Origin of the sequence: Streptomyces sp. NPDC007929 (assembly GCF_042959065.1) — a bacterium.
Taxonomy (GTDB): domain Bacteria; phylum Actinomycetota; class Actinomycetes; order Streptomycetales; family Streptomycetaceae; genus Streptomyces.
This window is the reverse complement of record NZ_JBIBKD010000008.1, coordinates 308184-330070: the sequence shown is the minus strand read 5'-3', so window position 1 is coordinate 330070 and position 21887 is coordinate 308184. Positions and strand designations below refer to the sequence as shown.

Sequence of the window (21887 nt, the reverse complement as noted above, 5' to 3'; positions counted from 1 at the left end):
GGGTCGGTCAGGTCAGGTGGCCGGTCGAGGCGAGCCGGTCTATGGCGGCCAGCGGCACCGGCAGCCAGTCGGGGCGGTGCCGGGCCTCGTACACCACCTCGTAGATCGCCTTGTCGGTCTCGTAGGCCCGCAGCAGCACCGGGTCGGTGCGCGGATCGCGGCCGGAGGCCTCCGCGTAACCGGCGCAGTACGCGGAGCGGCAGGTCTCGGCCCAGTCCGGCTGGGGCGGATCGGCCGAACGCGCCGCGTAGTCGAAGGACCGCAGCATCCCGGCGACGTCCCGCACGACCGGCTGCGGCATACGCCGCTCGGCCAGCGGCCGGGCCGGCTCGCCCTCGAAGTCGATCAGCCACCACTCGCCGGACGGCGAACGCAGGCACTGCCCGAGGTGCAGATCGCCGTGCACCCGCTGCGCGGTCCAGGTGCGGCCCTCGGCGGCCAGATCGCCCAGCGCCGTGAACGCGGAGCGCAGCCCCCCGGCGTACGGCCGCAGCGCGGGCACCGCCTGGACGGCCGCGTCCAGGCGCTCGATCATGCCGTCGACCATGAGCCGGAGCTGCATGTGACCGAGCGTGACGGTCGGCAGCGCCCGGGCCAGCGCGGTGTGCACCTCGGCGGTGGCCCGCCCCAGTGCCCGCGCCGCGGCCCCGAAGTCCTCGCCCTTGGCGAGCTCCCGCAGCGCCAGCTCCCAGCCGTCGGAGGCACCTTGCAGGAACGGTTGCAGCACCCCCAGGACGTACGGCCGACCCGGCGTGTCCGCCGGGCCCTGCGGGACGACCGGGTCCGCCGTGGGCGCGATGTCCGCGACCATCCAGGCCGTCGGCGCGGGCACCCGGGGGCAGCCCTCGCGGGCCAGCGCGAGCGGCAGCTCCAGATCGGGGTTGACGCCGGGCACGATCCGCCGGAGCAGCTTCAGGATGAACGTATCTCCGTAGACGACCGACGAGTTGGACTGCTCCGCGGTCACCACGCGCGGCACGAGACCGGAGCGGATGTCCTGGCCGGGGTCCCGCTCGAAGCGGAGCCTGCCGATCCGCGCCTGGGTGCGCAGCGCCTCCAGGAGCAGCTCGGACGGCCTGGTGTCGTGCAGGGCGTCGTAGACCGTCCGGCCGGCCAGCGGCCCCGTCGGCACGTGTCCGATGAGCGCGGGCGCCAGCCGAGGCGGCAGCGCCTCGCGCACGCCTATCAGCAGCTGGTAGCAGTCACCGGGGTGGCCGGGCGCCCCGTGGGACGGCACGGCGGGCTGATGGGCGCGCACGAGCAGGTGGTACAGGCCCAGCTTGGACGTGGCCGGGAGCAGCTCGGTGGCCTCGACCAGCGTGAACCCGGTGACCGGCCGCCCCTTGCCCGCGAACCAGCGCTGCCGCGGCAGCCACTCCCGCAGCAACGGGTCGAGGGAGGCAAGGAGGCCGGGCGGGGTGGTGACGGTGCGTGTGACGGCTTCCGACATGGCGTCGCGTCCTTTCACCCATTCTTGGTGCGCCTGCGGGTGCCTGCGGCCGGTCCCGGACGGCGCCCCTCCGGCTCACGCGGGTGGGCGGGGTGTTACTCATGCGTGCCCCGGGCGGGGCGGAGGAAACGCCCCGCCGCCGGGGTTTGCGGCCCGCCCCGCGGGTCAGGCCTCAACAGGCCTTTTCAGGCCTCACATGGTTTCCTTGCGGAGCCTGAACCAGTAGAACCCGTGACCCCCGAGGGTCAGCAGGTACGGCAGCTCGCCGATGGCCGGGAAGCGCACCCCGCCGAACAGCTCCACCGGGTGCCGCCCCTCGAAGGCGCTCAGATCCAGCTCCGTGGGCTGCGCGAAGCGCGAGAAGTTGTTCACGCACAGCACCAGGTCGTCCCCTCCTTCCGCAGAAACGGGGGCCTCGCGCAGGAACGCCAGCACCGCCGGGTTCGTCGACGGCAGCTCGGTGTACGAGCCGAGGCCGAAGGCCGGGTTCTGCTTGCGGATCTCGATCATGCGGCGGGTCCAGTGCAGCAGCGAGGACGGCGACGCCATGGACGCCTCGACACTCGTGACCTGGTAGCCGTAGACCGGGTCCATGATCGTGGGCAGGAACAGCCGCCCCGGGTCGCACGAGGAGAAGCCCGCGTTGCGGTCGGGCGTCCACTGCATCGGCGTGCGCACCGCGTCCCGGTCGCCGAGCCAGATGTTGTCGCCCATGCCGATCTCGTCGCCGTAGTACAGGATCGGGGACCCCGGCAGGGACAGCAGCAGGGCGGTGAACAGCTCGATCTGGTTGCGGTCGTTGTCCAGCAGGGGCGCGAGCCTGCGGCGGATGCCGATGTTGGCGCGCATGCGGGGGTCCTTGGCGTACTCGGCCCACATGTAGTCGCGCTCTTCGTCGGTGACCATCTCGAGGGTCAGCTCGTCGTGGTTGCGCAGGAAGATGCCCCACTGGCAGTTCGACGGGATCGCCGGGGTCTTGGCCAGGATCTCCGAGACCGGGTAGCGCGATTCGCGCCGTACGGCCATGAAGATGCGCGGCATGACCGGGAAGTGGAAGGCCATGTGGCACTCGTCGCCACCGCTCGGGTAGTCGCCGAAGTAGTCGACGACGTCCTCGGGCCACTGGTTGGCCTCCGCCAGCAGCACCGTGTCCGGGTACTGCGCGTCGATCTCCTTGCGCACCCGCTTCAGGAAGTCGTGCGTCTCCGGGAGGTTCTCGCAGTTGGTGCCCTCCTGCTGGTACAGATACGGCACCGCGTCCAGCCGGAACCCGTCGATGCCCAGGTCCAGCCAGAACTTCAGCGCGGAGATCATCTCCTCCTGCACGGCCGGGTTCTCGTAGTTGAGGTCCGGCTGGTGGGAGAAGAAGCGGTGCCAGTAGTACTGCTTGCGGACCGGGTCGAAGGTCCAGTTGGAGGCCTCGGTGTCGACGAAGATGATCCGCGCGTCCGGGAACTGCTTGTCGTCGTCGGCCCACACGTAGTAGTCGCCGTAGGGCCCGTCGGGGTCCTTGCGCGACTCCTGGAACCACGGGTGCTGGTCGCTGGTGTGGTTCATGACGAAGTCGATGATCACGCGCATGCCGCGCTGGTGGGCGGCGTCGACGAACTCCACGAAGTCCGCGAGGTCGCCGAACTCCGGCAGGACGGCCGTGTAGTCGGAGACGTCGTAGCCGCCGTCGCGCAGCGGGGACTTGAAGAACGGCGGCAGCCACAGACAGTCGACGCCCAGCCACTGGAGGTAGTCGAGTTTGGCGGTCAGGCCCTTGAGGTCGCCGACGCCGTCGCCGTTGCTGTCCTGGAAGGAGCGGACGAGCACCTCGTAGAAGACGGCGCGCTTGAACCAGTCGGGGTCACGGTCCCTGGCAGGAGTGTCCTCGAAGGTGTCCGGAACGGGTTCGTTGACGATCATGTTGTGGGTGACCCTCCGATCTCCGGGGTGGACGGTCGCAGAACCGTGAAGACGTGCGCGGGCCGGTGGCCCGGTTCGAGGCGCACATAGTTGGCCCTGCCCCAGTGGTAGGTCTCGCCGGTGAGCTCGTCGCGCACCGGCACCGACTCGTGCCAGTCCAGGCCGAGTTGCGGCATGTCCAACGAGACCGTGGCCTCCTGGGTGTGGTGGGGGTCGAGGTTGGCGACCACCAGAACCGTGTTCGAACCCTTCCGCTTCGAGTACGCGATCACCGCCTCCTGGTCGGCGTGGTGGAAGTGGAGGTCGCGCAGCTGCTGGAGGGCGGGGTTCTCCCGCCGGACGGTGTTGAGGCGGGTGAGCAGTGGGGCGATGGTGCGGCCCTCGCGTGCGGCGGCTTCCCAGTCGCGGCGGGTGAGCTGGTACTTCTCCGAGTCGAGGTACTCCTCGCTGCCCTCGCGCAGCGGGGTGTTCTCGCACAGTTCGTAGCCGGAGTAGATGCCCCAGGAGGGTGACAGTGTCGCGGCGAGCACCGCCCGGACCTCGAAGGCGGGCCGGCCGCCCTGCTGGAGGTAGGCGTGCAGGATGTCGGGGGTGTTGGGGAAGAAGTTGGGCCGCATGTAGGAGGCGGCCTCCCCCGACAGTTCGGTGAGGTACTCGGTCAGCTCCTGCTTGGAGTTGCGCCAGGTGAAGTAGGTGTAGGACTGCTGGAAGCCGATCTGGGCCAGGGTGTGCATCATCGCCGGGCGGGTGAACGCCTCGGCCAGGAAGATCACATCGGGGTCGGTGCGGTTGATCTCCCCGATCACCCGCTCCCAGAACACCACCGGCTTGGTGTGCGGATTGTCCACCCGGAAGATCCGCACCCCGGCGTCCATCCAGTGCCGCAGCACCCGTACCGTCTCCGCGACCAGCCCGTCCATGTCGGCGTCGAAGGCGATCGGGTAGATGTCCTGGTACTTCTTCGGCGGGTTCTCCGCGTAGGCGATGGTGCCGTCGGGGCGGTGGTGGAACCACTCCGGGTGCTTGTGCACCCAGGGATGGTCCGGTGAGCACTGCAACGCGAAGTCCAGCGCCACCTCCATGCCCAGCTCCCGTGCCCGCCCGACGAACTCGACGAAGTCCTCCAGGGTGCCCAGAGCAGGGTGCACGGCGTCGTGCCCGCCCTCGGGCGAGCCGATCGCCCACGGCACGCCGACGTCGTCGGGGCCGGGGGAGAGGGTGTTGTTCCTGCCCTTGCGGAAGGTGGTGCCGATGGGATGGATCGGCGGGAGGTAGACCACGTCGAAGCCCATCGCCGCGATCGCCGGCAACCGCCGGGCGGCCGTGCGGAACGTGCCGTGGGGCTGCTCGGGGGTGCCCTCGGAGCGCGGGAAGAACTCGTACCAGGAGCCGTACAGGGCCCGCTCCCGCTCCACCAGCAGTGGCAGCGGCTCGCTGCTGGTGACCAGGTCCCGCAACGGATACCGGTCCAGGACCGCGTCCACCTCCGGCGTCAACGCCGCCGCCAGACGCGCCGCCGCGGGACGGTCCTCGTCCCGCAGGGCGTCCACGGCGGTGCGGATCACGTCGCGCAGTCCCTCCTCCTCGGGCACGCCCGCGGCCGCCCGCTCGTACAGACGCGCGCCCTCCTCCAGGACGACGTCCGTGTCCATGCCCGCCGGGATCTTGATCTCGGCGTGGTGGCGCCAGGTACCGACCGGGTCCCCCCATGCCTCGACGGTGAACGTCCACCGGCCGGGTTCCCCGGCGGTGACCGTCGCACCCCACCGGTCCGTGCCCGGAGCGAGCTCGCGCATCGGCGTCCACGGCCCGGGACGGCCCCGCGGATCCCTCAGGACGACGTTGGCGGCCACCGCGTCGTGCCCCTCCCGGAACACGGTCGCCGAGATCTCGAAGGTCTCCCCGCAGACGGCCTTGGCGGGCCGGCGCCCCCGCTGGACCACCGGGCGGACATCCAGTACGGGTATGCGCCCCACGGCCGTCGCGTCCTGCCCGGGTGGTGGCTGCGGGGCCGGTGGACCGGCGTCGGCCGGGCGCGCGGGGCGTGTCTCGCCGCCGGGCGCGCGCGCCCCGGTGGTGCGGCGGTTGGGGGGTGCTGGTGAAGGGTGCTTGGCGGGCATGACCGCTCCTGTCCGCGTCAACGTGGGTAGGCGGATGTCTGTGGGGAGGTGGGTCCTGCGTGGTGCTCCTGAGAGGGGTACCCGCAGGAGCCTTCCCACCCTATTCGGGTGGGCAATCCGGCACTTTGTTAACTACTCACGCGTATGTCGACACACAAGACCGGCCTCGTCCGCGACGGACGAGGCCGGCCCTCCGGGATGGCTGCTCCTTCGCCCTACGCGCGCGGCACCCGCAGTAATTTGTCCGGCGAACCGGCACCCCGGCCGGAGACCTTCCCGGCCGCCGCCGTGCCGGTCAGGACCGCTCCGACCTGGGCCGGAGTGGCTTTCGGATGATCGGACAGATAGAGCGCGGCCGCTCCCGCCACGTGCGGGGACGCCATCGACGTACCCGAAAAGGTGGCCCGCGCCGTGTCGCTCGCGGCTGACGCGGACGTGATGGCGACGCCCGGGGCGAACAGATCGAGGGCCGGACCGTGATTGGAGAAGGCCGGTTTCGCATCCCCGCGGCCGGTCGCGCCGACCGTGAGGGCCTGCCGGACGCCGCCCGGGGAGTACAGGCCGGCCGGCCTGCCCTCGTTGCCCGCGGCGACCGTGTAGGTGACGCCGGAGGCGATGGAGGCGCGTACGGCGGCGTCCAGCCGGTCGTTGCGCGGACCGCCGAGGCTGAGGTTGGCGACCGCCGGCTTGCGCGCGTGCCGGGTCACCCAGTCGATCCCGGCGATCACCCGGGCCGTGGTGCCCCCGCCCGCGGCGTCGAGAACGCGCACGGAGACGATCCGGGCCCGCTTCGCGACGCCGAAGGAGGTCCCCGCGACCGTCCCGGCGACATGGGTGCCGTGGCCGTTGGCGTCCGAGGCGGTCCGGTCGTTCCCCACGAAGTCCCAGCCGTGCCCCGCCCGGCCGGCGAAGTCCTCGTGGCCGGTGCGCACACCGGTGTCGATCACGTACACCGTCACCCCCGCACCGGCCGACCGGGGCCAGGTGTAGCTCCCATCCAGCGCCGGCCCGGGCTGATCGACCCGGTCGAGCCCCCAGGACGGCGGGTTCTTCTGGGTGCCGTCGAGTCGCACACGGGTGTCCTGCACGACCGAGGCGACCCGGGGGTCGGCGGCCAGCAGCGCCGCCTGTCTCCCGCCCGCCCGCACCGCGTAGCCGTTCAGCACCGCGCCGTAGGTGTGGCTGATCCTCGCCCCGTACTGTTCGACGAGGTCCTGGCCGGCCGCCGACCGGGCCCGCGTGCCCTCCTCCAGTGTGACCAGGTAACTTCCGTGCACGGAGCCGGGTGATCCGGCGCCGGGTATCCGCCCCTCGTGTACGGCGTGCGCGGGCAGGGTGGTGGCCGAAAACGCCGCGGCGCAGATCGCCGCCGTCAGGCCCCCCGCCCGGCGCAGACGCCGCTCGCGCGTCCGAGCCATGGTCCGAGTTCCCCTCCTCGACTCGGCGTACGGCTGCCGCGCGGCGCCGCGTGCGACGGGCCCGGGCCGGTACGCCAGGGGCAGCCTCTCGTGGCGTGTGAAGCACCACAAGGTCGCCTATGGGTGCGGAATCGGCCATATCGGCGGATGGTGCTGTTCAGGCCGATCGGGGGGCGGGTCGCGGAGCCTCAGCGACGGAGGCGCCGACGCCGGTACTGTCGTAGGAGACGTCGTCGAAGCCCTGCGAAATCCAGCGAACGCGCCGAGGTGGAACCCGTGAAGGCGATCCGTCGATTCACCGTCCGACCCGTTCTCCCCGAACCCCTCCGGCCGATCGGCGATCTGGCCCGCAACCTGCGCTGGTCGTGGCACGCGGAGACCCGTGACCTGTTCCGGTCGGTCGACCCCGAGCGGTGGGCCGCCTCCGGCGGCGACCCCGTCCGGCTGCTCGGCAGCGTGCCGCCCGCGCGACTGGCGGAGCTGGCCGGGGACGGCCCGTTCCTGCGCCGTCTCGCCGCGGTCGCGGACGATCTGCACGACTACACCACCGGCGAGCGCTGGTACCAGACCCAGCCCGAACAACTGCCCGCCGCGATCGCCTACTTCTCACCCGAGTTCGGCATCACGGCAGCCCTGCCCCAGTACTCCGGCGGCCTCGGCATCCTGGCCGGCGACCACCTCAAGGCCGCCAGCGACCTCGGCGTCCCGCTGATCGGCGTCGGCCTGCTCTACCGGCACGGCTACTTCCGCCAGACCCTGTCCCGGGACGGCTGGCAGCAGGAGCACTACCCGGTCCTCGACCCCAACGAGCTGCCCGTCGTCCAGCTGGAGGAGCCCGACGGCACCCCCGCCCAGGTCGCCCTCGCCCTGCCCGGCGGCAGGCAGCTGCACGCCCGGATCTGGCTCGCGCAGGTCGGCCGGGTCCCGCTGCTGATGCTGGACTCCGACGTCGAGGAGAACGACCTCGGCGAGCGCGGCGTGACCGACCGGCTCTACGGCGGCGGCAGCGAGCACCGGCTGCTCCAGGAGATGCTCCTCGGCATAGGAGGTGTCCGGGCGGTACGGACGTACTGCCGGCTCACCGGCCACCCCGAGCCGGAGGTGTTCCACACCAACGAGGGGCACGCCGGGTTCCTCGGTCTGGAGCGCATCGCCGAACTCTGCGCCGACGGGCTGGACTTCGAGTCCGCGCTGGAGTCGGTGCGCGCCGGGACCGTCTTCACCACCCACACGCCCGTCCCGGCCGGTATCGACCGCTTCGACCGTGAGCTGGTCGCCCGCCACTTCGGCCCCGACGCCGAGCTGCCGCGCATCGACGTCGACCGCATCCTGCGGCTCGGCATGGAGACCTACCCCGGCGGCGAGCCCAACCTCTTCAACATGGCCGTGATGGGCCTGCGCCTGGCCCAGCGCGCCAACGGCGTCTCCCTGCTGCACGGCCACGTCAGCCGGGACATGTTCGCCGGCCTGTGGCCCGGCTTCGACGCCGACGAGGTGCCGATCACGTCGGTGACCAACGGGGTGCACGCGCCCACCTGGGTCGCCCCCGAGGTGTTCCGGCTCGGCGCCCGCCAGATCGGCGACCGGCGCGCCGAGGAGGCGCTGACCGTCGGCGGCTCGGACCGCTGGGACAGCGTGGCCGACATTCCCGACCAGGACATCTTCGACCTCCGGCGGGTGCTGCGCGAGCAGCTCGTGACCGAGGTGCGCGAGCGGCTGCGGGCCTCCTGGCGGCAGCGCGGCGCGCACACGGCCGAGCTGGGCTGGATCGACGGCGTCCTCGACCCGGACGTCCTCACCATCGGCTTCGCCCGGCGCGTCCCCTCGTACAAGCGCCTGACGCTGATGCTGCGCGACCGGGACCGGCTGATGGACCTGCTGCTGCACCCCGAGCGGCCGGTCCAGATCGTGGTGGCGGGCAAGGCACACCCCGCGGACGACGGCGGGAAGCGGCTGGTGCAGGAGCTGGTGCGGTTCGCGGACGACCCGCGGGTGCGGCACCGGATCGTGTTCCTGCCGGACTACGGCATGGCGATGGCGCAGAAGCTGTACCCCGGCTGCGACATCTGGCTGAACAACCCCCTGCGGCCGCTGGAGGCCTGCGGCACGTCCGGGATGAAGGCCGCGCTCAACGGCTGTCTCAACCTGTCCGTTCTCGACGGCTGGTGGGACGAGTGGTTCCAGCCCGACTTCGGCTGGGCGATCCCCACCGCCGACGGGGCCGGGGCCGACCCCGACCATCGCGACGACATAGAGGCCGCGGCGCTGTACGACCTGCTGGAGCAGCGGGTGACGCCCCGCTTCTACGAGCGCGGGCACAGCGGGCTGCCCGACCGGTGGATCGAGATGGTCCGCCACACGCTGAGCCTGCTCGGACCGAAGGTGCTGGCCGGGCGGATGGTCCGCGAGTACGTGGAGCGGCTCTACGCGCCCGCCGCCCTCTCCCACCGGTCCCTGGGTCCGGACGCGGCACGCGACCTCGCCGCGTGGAAGGGGAAGGTGCGGGCGGCCTGGCCGGACGTCACCGTCGACCATGTGGAGACGTCGGCGTCGGAGGCGCTGGCCGAGCTGGGGACGACACTGGGGCTTCGGGTCCGGGTCGGGCTCGGGGAACTCGGGCCGGACGACGTGGAGGTGCAGGTCGTCTCGGGGCGGGTGGACGAGCAGGACCGGATCGGGGACGCGACGGTCGTGCCGCTGAAGCCGGTGGGCTCCGCGGACCAGGACGGGCGCTGGGTGTACGAGGGGCCCTTGTCGCTGGATCGCACGGGGCCCTTCGGGTACACGGTGCGGATTCTTCCCGCGCATCGGCTGTTGGCTTCGAGTGCGGAGCTGGGGCTTGTGGCCGGGCCTTCCGAGGAGCTGGTGGCGGCTGCGGGGTTGTTGATGCGGTGAGTGTCGGTGCGGGCGCGTGGGGGTTGCTCGCGCCCACGCGGCGGAGCCGCGGATCGACACAGCCCGGACCCCTAAAGGGGCGCTGCGAGCCGGCGTAGGACAGTGCCGCACCGGCGTGCGTACGCGTGCTGGAAGCCTCTCGTCGCGGGGCCGCCCGCCTTGGCGTACCACTTGGCCGGGCGGCTGAAGGCGTTCACCGTGAGCCATACGGTGCCGTCTCCCGTGCGGTCGACCACGAAGGACTCCTCGCCGGTCTCCGGGTGGCCGGGCAGTGTGCCGTAGGCCCAGCCCGCCCGGCGGGGTTCCTCGACCGTCCAGACCACGCGGCAGGGGGCCTTGATCATGCCGGCGAGGGTGACGGTGACGTCGACGCCGGGGGCGGCCCGGTCCGCGCTCGCGTCGAGGCCGACGCCCATCGACCGGTGCATCTCCCAGGTGAGAACCGCTTCCGAGGCCCGGCGGAAGACCTCCTCGCCCTCGCCCAGGCGGGTGCGCACGTGCATGGGATGGAAGCCCGGCGGGCAGAAGCCCTGGTCACGGGTGGCGCCGACATCGGCGTAGGTGAAGTCCTGCGGATCCGTAGAAGACACGGTTCCCAAGAGTAGGGCGGTACCCGGGCCCTCTTCGGGTCCGGGTACCGCCCGTGGTCGTGGACCGGTCAGCCGACGTTCACGGCCGACCAGGCGGACGCGACCGCCTTGTACTCGGTGCTGGACGCGCCGTACAGGGCCGAGGCCGCGTTCAGGGTCGCGGTGCGGGCCTGGGCGTACTTGGTCGTCGACGTCATGTACGTCGTCAGCGCCTTGTACCAGATCTGCAGCGCCTTGGTGCGGCCGATGCCGGTGACCGTGGAGCCGTTGGAGGTGGGCGAGTTGTAGCTCACGCCGTTGATCGTCTTGGCGCCGCTGCCCTCGGACAGCAGGTAGAAGAAGTGGTTGGCGGGACCGGAGGAGTAGTGGACGTCCACCCCGCCGAGGCCGGAGGACCAGTTGTCCTTGGACGCGCCGTCCTTGCTGGGCTTGTCCATGTAGCGCAGCGGCGTGCCGTCGCCGTTGATGTCGATCTCCTCGCCGATGAGGTAGTCACCGACGTCGGAGGCGTTGTCGGCGAAGAACTCGGCACCGGCGCCGAAAATGTCCGAGGTGGCCTCGTTCAGACCGCCGGACTCGCCGCTGTAGACCAGGCCCGCGGTGGCCGAGGTCAGGCCGTGGCTCATTTCGTGGGCGGCCACGTCGAGCGAGGTCAGCGGGTTGGTGTTGCCCGAGCCGTCGCCGTAGGTCATGCAGAAGCAGCTGTCCGACCAGAAGGCGTTGACGAAGGCGTTGCCGTAGTGGACGCGCGAGTAGGCGGCCTTGCCGTCGTTGCGGATGCCGTTGCGGCCGAAGGCGCTCTTGTAGAAGTCCCAGGTGACCTGGGCGCCGTAGTGCGCGTCGGCGGCGGCGGTCTCGGCGTTGGACGGGTTGCCGTTGCCCCACACGTCGTCGGAGCCCGAGAAGAGGGTGCCGGTGCCGGAGGTGCCGCGGTTGAGGTTGTACGTCTTGTGGCCGCCGCGCGCGCCGTCGGTGAGGTTGTACGACGACCCGGACTTGGTGGTCGTGAGGTCGACCTTGCCGCTGTACGTGGTGTTGCCGGTGCCGGTCTCGATGCCCTGGTACTCGTAGAGCTTCTTGCCGGTGGCGGCGTCGGTGATCACGTGCAGTTCGTTCGGGGTGCCGTCCTCCTGGAGGCCGCCGACGACGGTCTCGTAGGCGAGGACCGGCTTGCCGCTCGCGGCCCAGATCACCTTGCGGGGAGCGGAACTCGCCTCGGTCCTGGCCGAGCCGGCCTCCTTGGCGAGGGTCACGGCCTGCTTCTCCGCCTTGGCGGCGCTGACCTCGGGCGTGAGCGAGGCGACCTTCAGGGAGGCCTTGGTGGCTCTGGTGACGCCCTTGGCCGCGCCGGACTTCGACTCGTGCACCACGAGGTCGCCGCCGAGGACCGGCAGGCCCGCGTAGGTGCGCTCGTAGCGGGTGTGGACCGAGCCGTCGGCGTCCTTCACGACGTCCTTGACGACCAGCTTCTCCCGGGCGCCGAGGCCTATCTCGCCGGCCGTCTTCGAGGCGTCCGCCTGCTGCTCCTGGATGAGGGCGGTGCGGGCGGGCGCGGAGAGCAGGACCGGGGCGGCGGCGAGGGCCGGCTTGCTCGCCGAGTCCGCGGCGGCGCTGCTGCCGGAGGTCAGTCCGGTGGTGAGCAGGGCACCGGCGGCGACGGCGGTGGCGATGGCGAGCGTGGCGCGCTTTTGACGCGCGTAGAGGGGGGTGGACACACGAGCTCCTCGTTGTGGGGGAAGTGCTGCGGTGCTGTGCGGCGTGGGGGAAGAGTGGCACTTAAGGCGCGTACATGTCAGGAGCGTGAGGTGATGTTGGCCGGAACTCGACGGCCAGATGTACGCGAGGGCAGGTGAAACGGACGCCGCCCCGGGGGATTCGAACCCACCGGGGCGGTGCCCTGACTCTGTGGCCCTGAGGGCCCGTGGTGCTACCGGCCTACGGGAACGTCAGCTTCCAGCTGTTGATGTAGCCCGTGTCGATGGCCGCGTTGTCCTGCACCCGCAGCTTCCACACCCCGTTGGCCACCTCCGAGGAGGCGTTCACCGTGTACGTGGTGTCGATGTTGTTGGAACTGCCGCCGGTGCCGTACCCCTTCAGCGTGTACGCCGAGCCGTCGGGGGCGACCAGCTCCACCTTGAGGTCACCGATGTAGGTGTGGACGATGTTCACCGCGACCTGGAGGTTGGACGGCGCGTTGCCCGTCCGGCCCGAGACGGTGAGCGACGAGGTGACCGCCGAGCCCCGGTCCGGGATCGCCACGTCCTCGGTGCTCTCGAAGGACGTGCCGCCGCCTCCTCCGTCGCCGGAGCGGGCGCCGACGTTGATGCCCGCCCACGCGTCCTGGACCGCCTTGTACTCGGCGCTGTCCGTGCCGTAGAGCTCACCGGTGGCCGCGAGGGTGCCGGTACGGGCGCCCGCGTAGTTGGTGTTCGAGGTGAACTTCGTGGTGAGCGCGCGGAACCAGATCTTCTCCGCCTTGTCCCGGCCGATGCCGGTGACCGGAAGGCCGTCCGAGGTGGACGAGTTGTACGTGACACCGTTGATGGTCTTGGTGCCGCTGCCCTCGGAGAGCAGGTAGAAGAAGTGGTTCGCGGGGCCCGACGAGTAGTGCACGTCGATCGAGCCGATGCCCGAGTACCAGCTGTCCTTGGACGCGCCGTCCTTGCTGGGCTTGTCCATGTAGCGCAGCGGCGTGCCGTCGCCGTTGATGTCGATCTCCTCGCCGATGAGGTAGTCACCGACGTCGGAGGCGTTGTTCGCGTAGAACTCGACCGTCGATCCGAAGATGTCGGAGGTGGCCTCGTTCAGACCGCCGGACTCACCGCTGTAGATGAGGCCCGCGGTGTTGGACGTGACGCCGTGGGTCATCTCGTGACCGGCCACGTCGATCGACGTCAGCGGGTGGGTGTTGCCCGAGCCGTCGCCGTAGGTCATGCAGAAGCAGCTGTCGGACCAGAAGGCGTTGACGTAGTTGTTGCCGTAGTGGACCCGGGAGTAGGCGCCGACGCCGTCGCCCCTGATGCCCGAACGGCCGTGCACGTTCTTGTAGTAGTCCCACGTCAGCGCGGCGCCGAAGTGCGCGTCGGCGCCCGCGGTCTCGGCGTTGGACGGGCTGCCGTTGCCCCACACGTCGTCGGGACCGGAGAACAGCGTGCCGGTGCCCGAGGAGCCGCGGTTGAGGTTGTACGTCTTGTGGTTGCCGCGCGCGCCGTCGGTCAGGTTGTACGACGACCCCGACCGCGTGGTGCCGAGCGTCACCGTGCCGCTGTACATCGTGTTGCCGGTGCCGGTCTCGATGCCCTGGTACTCGTAGAGCTTCTCGCCGGTGGCCGCGTCGGTGACGACGTGCAGTTCGTTCGGGGTGCCGTCCTTCTGGAGGCCGCCGACGACGGTCTCGTAGGCGAGGACCGGCGTGCCGCTGGCGGCCCAGATCACCTTGCGCGGCGCCTTGTCGACGTCGGCGCTCTTGGTGTCGTCCGCCTTCGCGGCGGCCAGCGCCTGCTTCTGCGCCTTCGCGGCGGGGACCGCGGCGGTGGTGGTGGCCGGCTTGATGGCGGCGCGGGTCGCCTTGACGACGGCCTTCGTCGCACCGGACTTGGCGGCCTTGACGACGAGGTCGCCGCCGAGGACGGGCAGGCCGTCGTAGGTGCGCTCGTAGCGGGTGTGGACCGTGCCGTCGGCGTCCTTCACGACGTCACGGACGACCAGCTTCTCCTTGGCGCCGAGGCCCAGGTCGCGGGCGGTCTGCGCCTTTCCGGCCTCGGCCTTGCGGATCAGCTCGGCGCGCTGGGCGGGGCTGAGCTTGACCGATTCCGAGCCCGATGCCGCCGTGCTCGCGGCCGGCGGGGCTTCGGGTGCCGCGACGGCGGTGCCGCCCTGGACGGCTGCGGCCATCAGCGCGGCTACGCCGAAGAGGGCCACGGCCGCGGTGCGGCGGGGGGTGTGGGGAGTGCGTCTGTGGGAGGTGCCTCTTCGAGAGGAACTGCTTCTCAACACTGACTCCTTCTGCGGGACCGGGGGTCGCCCGGCCTGGGGAGATGAAGGTGTTGCCGTGGGGTTCCTGTGGAGCAGTCGTGGGAAGCGTGGCAGGGGACCGCGCTTTCTGTCAGGACCGCGTCAAAAGTATGGCCGGAAACGGTTCGTTGTCCGGAAGTTCATGTTCGCTATACGGACGGGTCGCTATACCCGAGTTTCGCCACCCCCGGGCAGGTCCCCGTGCCAGGAGTGCCACAGCGCCGCGTAGGCGCCGTCGGCCGCCACCAGTTCGTCGTGCGTGCCGAGTTCGGTCAGCCGGCCGTCCTCCATCACCGCCACGCGGTCGGCGTCGTGCGCGGTGTGCAGCCGGTGCGCGACCGCGATGACGGTGCGCCCCTCCAGGACCGCGGCCAGGGCCCGCTCGGTGTGCCGGGCGGTCGTCGGGTCGAGCAGCGCGGTCGCCTCGTCGAGGATCAGCGTGTGCGGGTCCGCCAGCACCACGCGGGCCAGCGCCAGTTGCTGGGCCTGTGAACCATCGGTACGGCTACCGCCCTGCCCCAGAAGGGTGTCCAGCCCCTGCGGCAGCTCCCGCACCCACGCGTCGGCGCCCACCACAGCCAGCGCCTCCCACAACTCCTCGTCCCCGGCCGACGGTTCGGCGATCCGCAGGTTGTCGCGGACCGAGCCCAGGAACACGTGGTGCTCCTGGGTGACCAGAACGACCTGGCGGCGCAGCCGCTGCGGCCCCAGCCCGGCGACCGGAACACCGCCGACCGTCACCGAGCCGGCGGTCGGCGCGTCGATGCCCGCCATCAGCCTGCTCAGCGTGGTCTTGCCGGCGCCGGACGGCCCCACCAGGGCGAGCCGCTCCCCGGGCCGCACCGTCAGATCGACGCCGTGCAGCACCTCGACGCCCCCGTCGTACGCGTAGCGCACCCCCGTGACGTCGATCCGGTCGCCGTCGGGATCCGGACACTCGCCCTCTCCGGGTGCCCGCGGAGCCCGGGCGAGCCCCTCCACCCGGGCGAAGGAGGCCCCACCGGACTGGAGTTGCTCGATCCGCACCAGCACCTCGTCCAGGGGCGCGCTCAGCTGGTGCAGATACAGCGTCGCCGCCACCACCGCACCGAGGCTCATCGAACCGGACGCGTGCAGCGCCCCGCCGATGACCAGCACACCGGCCACCGGGAGGACGTACGAGGTCTCCATCACCGGGAAGAACACCGAGCGCAGGAACAGCGTGTAGAAGCGGGTGCGACGGGAGGCCTCCAGGGCGTCCCGGCTCGCGGCGGTGCGCTGCTCCCGGAGCCCGAAGGCCTCCACGGTGCGTGCCCCGGCCGCCGTCGACGCCACGATCTCCGCCACGTCCGAGGTGGCGGCGCCCTCGGCGAGGTATCCGTCCCGGGCCCGGCGCAGATACCAGCGCAGCCCGATCCAGATCGGCGTCAGGGCCAGCACCGCCAGGGCGCCGAGCAGCGGGTCCATCAGGAACACCGCGACGATCAGGAAGAGCGCCTGGACCAGGTTGACCAGCAGGACGGGGCCCGCGTCCCGCAGGGTGTTGCCGACCGTCGTCACATCCGCCGTGCCGCGTGCCGTCAGGTCACCGGTGCCGGCCCGCTCCACCACCGACGCGGGCAGCGTCAGCGCCCGGTCCACGAACCGCTCCCGCACCCGCGCCAGGGTCCGCTCCCCGAAGCGGTGCCCCACGTACCGGGCCCAGCGCGCCAGCAGCACCTGGGCGACGGCGGACAGCACCAGGAGCAGCGCCAGCCGGTCCACCGCGGCCGTCCCGTGCCCGGCCCGCACGTCGTCGATCATCCGGCCGAGCAGCCACGGCCCGGCCAGTCCGGCCACCGCCGCGAGCGCGTTCAGGCCCAGGACGACACCGAACGCGCGGGCGTCGGCCCGGACGAGACCGAGCAGGGCGCGGCGGACGTCGGCCCGTTCGGCGACCGGCAGGTGGGTGCCGCTCATCCCAGGACCTCCTCGGTGTCCCTCGCGACGAGGGCGCGGTAGCCGGGGGTGGTGGCGAGCAGTTCGTGGTGGGTGCCGGAGGCTTCGACCTTGCCGTCCTTGAGGTAGTGGACGGTGTCCGTGCGGTCCAGGACGAGGGGGGAGGTGGTGGTCACCACCGTGGTGCGGCCCTCCCTCGCCCTGCGCAGCCGGGCGGCGACGGTGGCTTCGGTGTGGGCGTCCAGCGCGGAGGTGGGCTCGACGGCCAGGAGGATCTCCGGGTCGGTGAGGAGGGCTCTGGCCAGACGGATGCGCTGGCGCTGGCCGCCGCTGAGGTTGCGGCCCTGGGCGTCCATGGGGGTGTCGAGTCCTTGGGGGAGGGCTTGGACGATGTCTTCCGCGGCGGCTGTGTGGAGCGCTTTGTGGGGTGCCGGGTGGTGTTGGGGGGCGGTTGCGGGCGCGTCGGGGCTGTTCGCGCCCCGCGGCGAAGCCGCGGAGCGAGACGGCCCCGCGCCCCTCCGGGCGCCGCCCCCGGCGCCGATCATCTGGTGCAGGGCGCCCGCGAACAGGTCCGCCTCGGGGTCCGCCACCAGGATGCGTGACCGGATCTGGCTCAGGGCGATGTCGTCCAGGCGGACGCCGCCCCACGTCGCGCCCGACGGGGCGTAGCGGCCCAGGCGGTCCACCACCGTCGTGGCGTCCGCGGGGTGTTCCGCCACCAGGGCCGTCAGACGGCCCGGCAGGACCCGGACCCCGGACTCCGGGTCGTACAGGACGGACGGCTCCGACGGGGCGTCCAGGGTCCCCGAGTCGGCCATCGGCTCCAGGCGCAGGAACCGTACGACCCGGCGTGCGCACACCACCCCGCGGCTGACCTGGTAGCCGCACTCGACCAGGAAGGCCACGGGCCACACCAGCACCGCCACATAGCCGTAGACGGACACCAGCTGGCCCACGGTGATGTCGCCCTGCGCCGCGAGCCGGGCCGCGAGCCACGTCACCACCGCGAGGAACAGGCTCGGCAGGCCGAGGCCCAGCGCCTGCACCCAGCTGGTCACCGCCCCCACCCGGTAGCCCTGCTCGCGCAGCCGGCCCGAGTCCCGCCGGAAGGCGTCCGCGACCAGTTGCGTGCCGCCGAGGCCCGCGAGGACCCGCAGGCCGCCCGCGAGGTCGCCGATCCGCGCGGTCAGCACGCCCTGCCGCTCGCGGTACTCCGCCTCCGACCCCTGCAACCGGCCGAGCAGCGGCCCGACCAGCAGGGCGAGCACCGGAATGCCGAGCAGCACGACCAGCGCGACGAGCCCCGAGACCGACACCAGCAGCACGGCGATCACCAGGTACCCCACGACCGCGCCGATCCCGGGCCCCACGACCGTCAGCGACTGGCTGACCGTCTGCACGTCGCCCACGCCGATCGTGACGACCTCCCCGGCGCCCGCCTGCCGCCGCAGCGAGGCGCCGAGCCGCACCGCCTGTCCGACGACCACCTTCACCGTCCGGAAGTTGGCGTCCATACGGACCCGGGTCATGGTGCGGTGCCGCATGATGCTCAGCCAGGCGTTGAAGGCGCCCACCACGAACAGCGCGCCGCTCCACAGCGTCAGCGCTCTCATGTCGCCGGGCTCCAGACCGTCGTCGATCGCCCGGGACATCAGATACGGCGTCGCCGCCAGCAGCACCATCCACACCGTGCCGAACACCGCCCCCGCGGCGCACCGGCCCGGCTGCCGGGTGACCAGCCACCACAGATAGCGGGCGCCCCCGCGGTCGTCGGGTGTGCCGGGGTCCTCGTACGCGTCGATCATCCGCCCGTCCTCCGCCGCCCTACGCCAGACTGTCCCGCCAGGCCCGGTGCAGGTCCGCGAACCTGCCGGTGCCCGCGATGAGTTCGGCCGGACGGCCGTCCTCCACGATCCGCCCGTGCTCCATCACCAGAACCCGGTCCGCGATCTCGACGGTCGACAGCCGGTGCGCGATGACCACCGCCGTACGGCCCTTCAGCACCGTCGTCATGGCCCGCTGCACCGCGCGCTCCCCGGGGACGTCCAGCGAGCTGGTCGCCTCGTCGAGGATGAGCACCGCCGGGTCGGCCAGCAACGCCCGGGCGAAAGCCACCAGTTGCCGCTGCCCCGCTGAGATGCGGCCGCCCCGCTTGCGGACGTCGGTGTCGTAGCCGTCGGGCAGCGTGCTGATGAACTCGTGCGCGCCGATCTCCTTCGCCGCGTGCTCGATCTCCTCGCGGGTGGCGTCCGGGCGGCCGATCGCGATGTTGTCGGCGACCGTCCCGGAGAACAGGAACGCCTCCTGCGTCACCATGACCACCCCGCGCCGCAGTTCCGGCACGGCGAGGTCGCGCAGGTCGACGCCGTCCAGCAGCACCCGGCCGCCGGAGGGGTCGTAGAACCGGGCCAGCAGCTTGGCCAGCGTCGACTTGCCGGCGCCCGTGGAGCCGACGACCGCGACGGTCTGCCCGGCCGGGAGGGTGAGGTCGAACGCGGGCAGCACCTCGCCGCCGGTGCGGTACCCGAAGCGGACGCCGTCGAAGACCACGGCGCGACCGGGGTGTTCGCTCTCGAGCGGGGGGAGCTGCCGTGGGGCCTCCGGTTCCGGGACCGAAGGGGTCTGGGCGAGCAGCCCGGCGATCTTCTCCAGGGAGGCCGCCGCCGACTGGTAGGAGTTGAGGAACATCCCGAGCCGGTCGATGGGGTCGTACAGCCGCCGCAGGTACAGCACGGCCGCGGCCAGCACACCTAGGGCCAGCGCGCCGTCCGCGACCCGGTAGGCGCCCCACAGCACGATCGCCGCGACCGCCGTGTTGGCGACCAGCCGTGAGCCGGTGACGTAGCGGGCCATCACCAGCAGCGCGTCCCCGTTGGTCCGTTCGTGCCTGCTGTTGAGCACGCCGAAGTCGGCGTCGTTGGCGGCCTCGCGGCGGAAGGCGCGCACCGGCCGGATGCCGTTCATGGTCTCGACGAACTTGACGATGACGCCCGCGATGGCGGTCGACCGGGCCCGGTACACCCGCCCGGCCCGCCGCTGGTACCACCGCACCAGCGCGTAGAGCGGCACCAGGGACGCCACCGCCACGCCCCCGAGGCCCAGGTCGAGCCAGAGCAGCATCGCCGAGATGTAGACGAAGGACAGGATGACGGTCACGAGTTCCTGGAGGCCCTCTTCCAGCAGCTCCCGCAGCGACTCCACGTCGGCCGTGGAGCGGGAGATGAGCCGACCCGACGTGTAGCGCTCGTGGAAGTCGACGCTCAGCGCCTGCGCGTGGCGGAAGATCCGGCCGCGCAGGTCCAGCAGCACGTCCTGGCTGACCCGGGCCGCGGCGGTGACGAAGGCGAACTGCAGGGCGCCCGCGGCCAGCGCGCACGCCAGAAAGCCGACGCCCACCGCGATGAGCGGCCCGTGGTCCCGCGCCCGGAACGCCGGTACGGCACGGTCGATGGCGTACGCCACGAGCAGCGGGCCCGCCTGCACGACCGCCTGCTGGAGCAGCAGCAGGACGGCGGTGACCGTGACCCGGGACTTCAGCGGCGACAGCAGGGAGCGCAGCAGGGCCCGGGTGGCGCCCGGCGGGGTGGGCAGGACGTCCCGGTCGAAGGGGTCGCCGCCGGCGAGGGACGGGTCGTCGGCCGGGCCGCCCGGTCGGCCGGCTTGCCGGCCGTCCTGGCCGTCGGGCTGGTCGTCGGGTTTGTTGCCGGCCGGTGCGCTGGTGGCCGCCGTCATCGTGCGCCCTCCCCTTCCCCTGGTTCACCTGACATCAGATGCGCGTACTCGGAGTTCGTACGCAGCAGTTCGTGATGGGCGCCGACCGCGGTGATCCGGCCGCCCGACAGCAGGGCCACGCGGTCGGCGAGCAGCACGGTCGACGGGCGGTGCGCCACGATCAGGGCGGTGGTGTCCGCGAGGACCTGCCGCAGGGCGGCCTCGACGGCGGCCTCGGTGTGCACGTCCAGGGCCGACAGCGGGTCGTCCAGGACGAGGAACTCCGGCTGTCCGACGACGGCCCGGGCGAGCGCGAGGCGCTGGCGCTGGCCACCGGAGAGGCTGAGGCCCTGCTCGCCGACACGGGTGTCCGTCCCCTCGGGCAGGGCGTGCACGAAGTCGGCCTGGGCGACGGCGAGCGCCCGCTCCAGGTCCGCCTGCCCGGCGGTGTCCCGCGCCCCCATGAGGACGTTGTCGCCGACCGACGCCGAGAACAGGGTGGGGTCCTCGAAGGCCACCGCGACCTTGGCGCGCAGCTCCTGTCTGGACAGTTCCGTGATGTCGGCGCCGTCGAGGGTGATGCGGCCCGAGGTGAGTTCGTAGAGGCGGGGGACGAGCGCCGTGAGGGTGGTCTTGCCGCTGCCGGTGGCGCCGACCAGGGCCATGGACTCGCCCGGCCGGATGTGCAGATCGATGTGCTGGAGGACGGGCGGGGTGTCGGCGGGGGCGTCGGGGTAGCGGAAGCAGACGTCGTGGAAGCGCAGCCCGCTGTCCCCGGTGTGCCCGGTACCCGGGGCCGGGGTGGCGTCCTCGACCTCCTCGTCCATGACCTCGAAGTACCGCTGCGTCGCCGTCGCCGCCTCCTGGCTCATCGCCAGCAGGAACCCGATCGACTCCACCGGCCAGCGCAGCGCCAGCGCCGTCGACAGGAACGCCACCAGCGTCCCCGCCGACAGGGCGCCGTCGGCCACCTGGACGACCCCCACGACCAGCGCCGCCCCGATCGCGACCTCCGGCAGCGTCACGATGACGCCCCAGATCGTCGCCAGCAGCCGGGCCTTGCGCAGTTCCGTGCCGCGCAGCGTCCTCGACAGGTCCCGGAACGCCCGCGCCTGGCTGCGGTGGCGGCCGAAGCCCTTGATGATGCGGATGCCCAGCACGCTCTCCTCGACGACCGTCGTCAGGTCGCCGACCTGGTCCTGCGCGCGCCGGGCCACCCTGGCGTAACGCTTCTCGAAGACCATGCAGGTGACCAGGAGGGGCACGGCGGGCCCGAGGATGACCAGCCCGAGGGTCCAGTCCTGGAGCAGCATGATGACCACGCCCACGGCGATCGTCACGCCGTTGACGAGGAGGAACGTCAGCGGGAACGCGAGGAACTGACGCAGCAGCATCAGGTCCGTCGTCGCCCGGGACAGCAACTGCCCCGACGCCCAGCGGTCGTGGAAGGCCACCGGCAGCCGCTGGAGGTGCCGGTACAGCGCCGCCCGCATCGACGCCTCGACGTGCGAGAGCGGACGCGCCACCAGCCAGCGCCGCAACCCGAAGAGCAGGGCCTCCGTGAAGCCGAGCAGCAGCAGACACAGCGCGCCGAGCCACACCCCGGCCGGGTCCCGGTGCGCGATCGGGCCGTCCACCATCCACTTCAGGACCAGCGGGATCACCAGACCCACGCAGGAGGCGAGTATCGCGACACCCGCGGCCCCGGACAGCCGCGCCCGCACGGGCCGCACGAACGGCCACAGGCGCAGCAACGTGCCTACGGTGGAACGGTTCTGGGCGGCGGCAGATGTAGTGACCATCAGCAGCGAGCCTACGGATCCCCCCTCCCCCTGCCCACCGAGTTTCCGCCGCCCCGAAC

General features: G+C 72.0%; 12 protein-coding genes. 1 reads left to right on the top strand and 11 read right to left on the bottom strand.

Annotation, left to right across the window (positions count from 1 at the left end):
* Window positions 1-7 precede the first annotated feature (7 nt).
* From ACFZDE_RS27555 to ACFZDE_RS27540, 4 genes are all read right to left on the bottom strand, one after another.
* Window positions 8-1450 (bottom strand): maltokinase, encoded by a 1443-nt coding sequence (locus ACFZDE_RS27555; protein WP_391004196.1) that lies wholly within the window; start codon window positions 1448-1450, stop codon window positions 8-10.
* A 192-nt stretch (window positions 1451-1642) separates the two neighbouring features.
* The gene (gene treS, locus ACFZDE_RS27550) at window positions 1643-3361 is read right to left on the bottom strand and encodes a maltose alpha-D-glucosyltransferase (protein WP_391204208.1); all 1719 of its coding nucleotides are present in this window, start codon (window positions 3359-3361) and stop codon (window positions 1643-1645) included.
* The gene (locus tag ACFZDE_RS27545; protein WP_391204205.1) at window positions 3358-5481 is read right to left on the bottom strand and encodes a maltotransferase domain-containing protein; all 2124 of its coding nucleotides are present in this window, start codon (window positions 5479-5481) and stop codon (window positions 3358-3360) included. The genes treS and ACFZDE_RS27545 overlap by 4 nt, the downstream gene beginning before the upstream one ends.
* 215 nt (window positions 5482-5696) lie before the next feature.
* The gene (locus ACFZDE_RS27540) at window positions 5697-6899 is read right to left on the bottom strand and encodes a S8 family serine peptidase (RefSeq protein ID WP_391204202.1); all 1203 of its coding nucleotides are present in this window, start codon (window positions 6897-6899) and stop codon (window positions 5697-5699) included.
* A 276-nt stretch (window positions 6900-7175) separates the two neighbouring features.
* On the opposite strand from ACFZDE_RS27540, the gene ACFZDE_RS27535 reads away from it, so the two are divergent.
* Entirely contained in the window at window positions 7176-9794 is a 2619-nt protein-coding gene (locus ACFZDE_RS27535; protein ID WP_391204199.1) for an alpha-glucan family phosphorylase, read from the top strand.
* A gap of 71 nt (window positions 9795-9865) precedes the next feature.
* Here ACFZDE_RS27535 and ACFZDE_RS27530 read toward each other — a convergent pair whose 3' ends face one another.
* The 7 genes from ACFZDE_RS27530 to ACFZDE_RS27500 all read right to left on the bottom strand — a co-directional run bounded on the left by ACFZDE_RS27530 (window position 9866) and on the right by ACFZDE_RS27500 (window position 21828).
* On the bottom strand, window positions 9866-10393 hold the full coding sequence (locus ACFZDE_RS27530; RefSeq protein ID WP_391204196.1) for a DUF1990 family protein: 528 nt from the start codon (window positions 10391-10393) through the stop codon (window positions 9866-9868).
* Between the two features lie 59 nt (window positions 10394-10452).
* Entirely contained in the window at window positions 10453-12099 is a 1647-nt protein-coding gene (locus ACFZDE_RS27525) for a M4 family metallopeptidase (RefSeq protein WP_391204193.1), read from the bottom strand.
* Window positions 12100-12319: 220 nt separating this feature from the next.
* Window positions 12320-14377: a M4 family metallopeptidase gene (locus tag ACFZDE_RS27520; protein WP_391204190.1), complete on the bottom strand. Its 2058-nt coding sequence runs from the start codon at window positions 14375-14377 to the stop codon at window positions 12320-12322.
* Between the two features lie 186 nt (window positions 14378-14563).
* Entirely contained in the window at window positions 14564-16336 is a 1773-nt protein-coding gene (locus ACFZDE_RS27515) for an ABC transporter transmembrane domain-containing protein (protein ID WP_391204187.1), read from the bottom strand.
* Window positions 16333-18120: an ABC transporter transmembrane domain-containing protein gene (locus ACFZDE_RS27510; protein ID WP_391204184.1), complete on the bottom strand. Its 1788-nt coding sequence runs from the start codon at window positions 18118-18120 to the stop codon at window positions 16333-16335. Before ACFZDE_RS27510 ends, ACFZDE_RS27515 begins: the two co-directional genes overlap by 4 nt.
* A gap of 19 nt (window positions 18121-18139) precedes the next feature.
* On the bottom strand, window positions 18140-20047 hold the full coding sequence (locus ACFZDE_RS27505) for an ATP-binding cassette domain-containing protein (RefSeq protein ID WP_391204181.1): 1908 nt from the start codon (window positions 20045-20047) through the stop codon (window positions 18140-18142).
* Entirely contained in the window at window positions 20044-21828 is a 1785-nt protein-coding gene (locus ACFZDE_RS27500; RefSeq protein WP_391204177.1) for an ABC transporter transmembrane domain-containing protein, read from the bottom strand. The genes ACFZDE_RS27505 and ACFZDE_RS27500 overlap by 4 nt, the downstream gene beginning before the upstream one ends.
* Window positions 21829-21887: the final 59 nt, after the last annotated feature.

What these genes read in the sequence shown, in the direction of transcription:
- ACFZDE_RS27555 (WP_391004196.1), bottom strand. Translation starts at nt 1,450, where the DNA reads ATGTCGGAAGCCGTCACACGCACCGTCACCACCCCGCCCGGCCTCCTT.
- treS (WP_391204208.1), bottom strand. Translation starts at nt 3,361, where the DNA reads ATGATCGTCAACGAACCCGTTCCGGACACCTTCGAGGACACTCCTGCC.
- ACFZDE_RS27545 (WP_391204205.1), bottom strand. Translation starts at nt 5,481, where the DNA reads ATGCCCGCCAAGCACCCTTCACCAGCACCCCCCAACCGCCGCACCACC.
- ACFZDE_RS27540 (WP_391204202.1), bottom strand. Translation starts at nt 6,899, where the DNA reads ATGGCTCGGACGCGCGAGCGGCGTCTGCGCCGGGCGGGGGGCCTGACG.
- ACFZDE_RS27515 (WP_391204187.1), bottom strand. Translation starts at nt 16,336, where the DNA reads ATGAGCGGCACCCACCTGCCGGTCGCCGAACGGGCCGACGTCCGCCGC.
- ACFZDE_RS27510 (WP_391204184.1), bottom strand. Translation starts at nt 18,120, where the DNA reads ATGATCGACGCGTACGAGGACCCCGGCACACCCGACGACCGCGGGGGC.
- ACFZDE_RS27505 (WP_391204181.1), bottom strand. Translation starts at nt 20,047, where the DNA reads ATGACGGCGGCCACCAGCGCACCGGCCGGCAACAAACCCGACGACCAG.
- ACFZDE_RS27500 (WP_391204177.1), bottom strand. Translation starts at nt 21,828, where the DNA reads ATGGTCACTACATCTGCCGCCGCCCAGAACCGTTCCACCGTAGGCACG.